The sequence below is a fragment of the Vibrio sp. 10N.222.46.A1 genome, from assembly GCF_041473595.1.
Taxonomy (GTDB): domain Bacteria; phylum Pseudomonadota; class Gammaproteobacteria; order Enterobacterales; family Vibrionaceae; genus Vibrio; species Vibrio tasmaniensis_A.
Genome location: NZ_JBFRSN010000047.1, coordinates 1 through 4,401 on the forward strand (window position 1 = coordinate 1; position 4,401 = coordinate 4,401).

Annotated in this window: 3 protein-coding genes; all 3 read left to right on the top strand. The window is 45.6% G+C overall.

Translation table 11 applies throughout. The features are described 5' to 3' along the window. A partial coding sequence (gene guaA, locus AB4496_RS01980; protein ID WP_372130530.1) for a glutamine-hydrolyzing GMP synthase occupies positions 1 to 1,320 on the top strand: 1,320 nt, incomplete at its 5' end. Between the two features lie 286 nt (positions 1,321 to 1,606). Continuing rightward, positions 1,607 to 3,319 carry a chitinase gene (locus AB4496_RS01985; RefSeq protein ID WP_012603321.1) on the top strand — a complete coding sequence of 571 codons (1,713 nt, stop codon included), beginning with the start codon at positions 1,607 to 1,609 and terminating at the stop codon, positions 3,317 to 3,319. A 137-nt stretch (positions 3,320 to 3,456) separates the two neighbouring features. Next, positions 3,457 to 4,251 carry a hypothetical protein gene (locus AB4496_RS01990; protein ID WP_017098063.1) on the top strand — a complete coding sequence of 265 codons (795 nt, stop codon included), beginning with the start codon at positions 3,457 to 3,459 and terminating at the stop codon, positions 4,249 to 4,251. Positions 4,252 to 4,401 lie beyond the last annotated feature (150 nt).

The window sequence follows — 4,401 nt, forward strand, 5'->3', positions numbered from 1 at the left end:
GGTGTTCCTGTCTTCGGTATCTGCTACGGCATGCAAACGATGGCTGAGCAACTTGGCGGTAAAGTAGCAACGTCTACTGAGCGCGAGTTCGGCTACGCTGCTGTACAAGTGACGGGTGAATCTGCACTTTTCACTGACCTTGAGACAACTCAAGACGTTTGGATGAGCCACGGTGACAAAGTGGTTGAAATCCCTGCTGATTTCACAAAAATCGCAGAGACAGACACTTGCCCATACGCTGCAATGGCAAACGAAGAGAAGAAATACTACGGTGTTCAATTCCACCCAGAAGTAACGCACACTAAAAACGGCTTAAAAATGCTTGAGAACTTCGTTCTTAACGCGTGTGGTTGTGAAGGTCTGTGGACTTCAGCGTCTATCATTGAAGATGCAGTTGCACGTATTAAAGAGCAAGTAGGTGACGATGAAGTTATCCTTGGTCTTTCTGGTGGTGTTGATTCATCAGTAGTAGCGATGCTTGCTCACCGCGCTATCGGCGACAAACTAACATGTGTATTTGTTGATAACGGCCTTCTTCGTTTAAACGAAGGTGAGCAGGTTATGGAGATGTTTGGTGACCAATTCGGCCTAAACATCATTAAAGTTGATGCGGAAGATCGTTTCCTTGACGCTCTGGAAGGCGAAGCTGAGCCAGAAGCGAAGCGTAAGATCATCGGTCACGTATTCGTAGATATCTTCGACGAAGAGTCTAAGAAACTGAAGAATGCTAAATGGCTTGCTCAGGGTACTATCTACCCAGACGTAATCGAGTCTGCAGCATCTAAGACAGGTAAAGCACACGTAATCAAATCTCACCACAACGTTGGTGGTCTTCCTGATGATATGGAAATGGGCCTTGTTGAGCCTCTACGTGAGCTGTTTAAAGATGAAGTACGTAAGATCGGTCTAGAGCTTGGTCTTCCATACAACATGCTTTATCGCCACCCATTCCCAGGTCCTGGTCTAGGTGTTCGTGTACTTGGCGAAGTGAAGAAAGAGTACTGTGATTTACTGCGTCGTGCTGATGCTATCTTCATTGAAGAGCTTCACGCTGCTGACCTTTACCACAAAGTATCTCAAGCATTCACGGTATTCCTACCAGTGCGTTCAGTTGGCGTAATGGGCGATGGCCGTAAGTACGATTGGGTTGTATCTCTACGTGCCGTAGAAACTATCGACTTCATGACTGCTCACTGGGCACACCTACCATATGACTTCCTAGGTAAGGTATCTAACCGTATTATCAACGAAGTTAACGGCATTTCACGTGTTGTTTACGATATTTCTGGTAAGCCACCAGCAACTATCGAGTGGGAATAACCTCTTAGAGATTTAACCAGTTTTGATTAAAATCTTAAGCCTCGAACTCAGTTCGGGGCTTTTTTCTTTTTATTTAGGAGATTAAGGATTTACATCTACAACGAGCAACAAAATCCGTTGGAAGTTAGATATCACCTCAAGAAACAATGAGACGTTTTGTTGTGTTGAAGGGTACATAAAAGTGTCACTCGCACTTTTTATAAATTTACATGGTAACGACTAGCTCATTTCCCATGCGCCGCATACTCTTTGATGGACTTATTAAGGACAGATAAGAGAATCCATCATGTTAAAAATCAAATATTTGGCGACAGTAGTTGGCTGTACTTTAGCTGCACACAGTTACGCGTCTTTGAACATTCAACCTGATCCGCAAAACCCGAATGGCTACCTTGTTGAAAAGTCTGCACTGCAAGCGGCTGAACAAGCGAAAACATCCGATCCTATGTATGCGATCTGGTCACAAGCATTACAAACTCGTCCCAATAGTATCGTTGAAGCGATTGAGCCGGGTTTAGCCTCGAATCCTGAAAACGTGAAACGAGTCGAGCGTGTATTCCCTCAATCTGAATGGGACTTCCTCACTCAGATGGCTGCGCCAGAATACACGTACACTCGCTTCTTACGGGCGATTGGTAAATTCCCTGCCTTCTGTGGAGAGTACACTGATGGTCGAGATTCAGACGCCATCTGTAAAAAATCCATCATCACGGCCTTTGCTCATTTCGCTCAAGAAACAGGTGGGCACATCGCAATAGATAACACCTCTGATAACCCATTAGCTCTAGAAGAGTGGCAGCAAGCGCTGGTGCATGTTCGTGAAATGGGTTGGTCTGAAGGCCAAGAGGGTTACACCACCGGTTGTGGCCAGAACGATTGGCAGAATGCACGATGGCCATGTGCGGCAGGTCAGGGTTATTTTGGACGTGGTGCTAAACAGCTTTCTTACCATTTTAACTACGGTGCGTTCTCGGAAGTGATGTTCGATGGTGATGCGACGGTTCTATTGAATAACCCAGGTTTGGTTGCTGATTCATGGTTGAACTTGGCTTCTGCTATCTGGTTCTTCCTTACACCTCAAGCTCCTAAACCAGCAATGCTGCACGTTATTGACCGCACTTGGACACCCTCTCAGCGTGAGTTGGATGCGGGAATTGGCTATGGGTTTGGTACCACAATCAACGTAATTAATGGTGGTATCGAGTGTGGTGAGCAGAACAAAGACAAAGGCCAACCAGTTAACCGAATTCGTTATTGGGAAGGGTTAGCTGCGCATTATCTGATCCCTGTAGAAGCGGATGAAGCCAATACATGCTGGCAGCAAACGCCTTACGGAAGCTTGAACTTGAATGGTGCGACTGATGTGTTGTACACCAACTGGGACGGTAACTGGAAATACTACGCAGACCGCCCAGAAGGCTATTCATTTGAGTGTGAGCTTGTTGGTTTCCAAACCGCTTATTCAGCCTTGGTGGCCGGAGATTATGAGAAGTGTGTGACCAATTTTTATGGATCACATGCGAGTTGGCCTGAAGTGAAAGTGGTCGATAAGCTTGATCCGGTTGACCCTGGTACTAACCCCGGAGGTAACGGTTGGAGTGCGAGTAAAGTTTACAATGCTGGCGACCAAGTCACTCACAACGGTGCGACTTACCAAGCTAAATGGTGGACTCAAGGGGATGATCCTGCCAATGGCGGCCCTTGGAAATTTGTAGCGGGTGAACCAACACCACCCGTAGTGACAGATCCATCGCCAGTTGACCCTACACCTGTCGATCCTGCTCCGGTAGACCCAACACCGGTTGAACCACCTGTGACTGAGCCGCCTGTCGTTGTTGATCCATCGGTGTTTATCACATGGCAAGCGGGTGTTAGCCAAGTGAGCAATGGCGACAAGGTGACGCATAACGGCAAGTGTTTCGTGGCTAAAAACGGTCCGGGTGTCTGGGAAAGCCCTGTTCAATCGAACTGGTTTTGGGATGAAATTAGTTGTAAATAATTGACTTAAGCAAGCCTCCTAGAGGCTTGCTTGTTCAGTGACAGTTATACGACACTTCCCTTGCTTTCTATTACAGTAGTGCTTTCCATTTATCGATAAACTGTGTTCGTGAATAATTCGATTACAGGGCAATTAAAATGAAGTTAAAGCTATCTATTCTTGCGTTATTGGTAACTGGAGTTACTGGGTGTAACAGTACGCCGCAGTCAGGTCTCGAGCAAAGTTTGGGCTGGGGTAATTATGGCAGTTTGAGTTTTGAAACGAGCTCTGAAGGTATTGTTGCTCAGCGTTATCAAGTATTAAAAAGTCCTGTAGGCCAAATCACGTCTATAGAGGAACAAGGTAACCAAATTCATGTTATTCAAACACTTGAAGGCGCTTTAATTAAAGGTGTCGATAGTACAGGCATTATGAATTACGAAGGCTGTATGGAGTCTGTTGGGGAAGTTGATGCTGCTGTTAATGCATACCCGTCAATCGTTCAATTCTTATTAAAGCAAGCTGCGCCTCAAGGTCCTAATTCTGTATCAACATCATTACCTTTCACTGTCTCAGAGTCAGCCAATAACGCTCAAATTTACATTGGTGAAGCAACTTCTGTAGAAATTGAAGGTGAAAGCTATCCTATCGGTCCTATGATCGAACTTTCTGCGCCGTGGGGGGCATCTGGCCAAATCACATCTGTAGATGCGACAACCTTTGAATTTTCATATTTTACGACTAACGATGGCCACAAAGATACGGTTGATATCCGTGGTGCATGGAGCCAAAGTATGGGCCCGATGGATAAGTTTAACCAAGAACCTTCGGGAGAGTGGTTAGCGTGTGTAAAGCCCGAGGTTCAAGCGGTCTTGATGGAACAAAGCCCTAAACGAGTTGGCGAGATACTTGAAATCATCACGAAAGCCGAACTGGCGAACGATGCAATCTAAGATTGCGATTTAGCGATCTATCTTTTTATGCCGTTCGGATTAAAATTTACGTACAAATTTTATTAACTTTTTTTAAAGGCGCGCAAAATGTCAACAAAACTGGCGAACCCGGCACCACTTGGCCTAATGGGTTTCGGTATGACTACTATA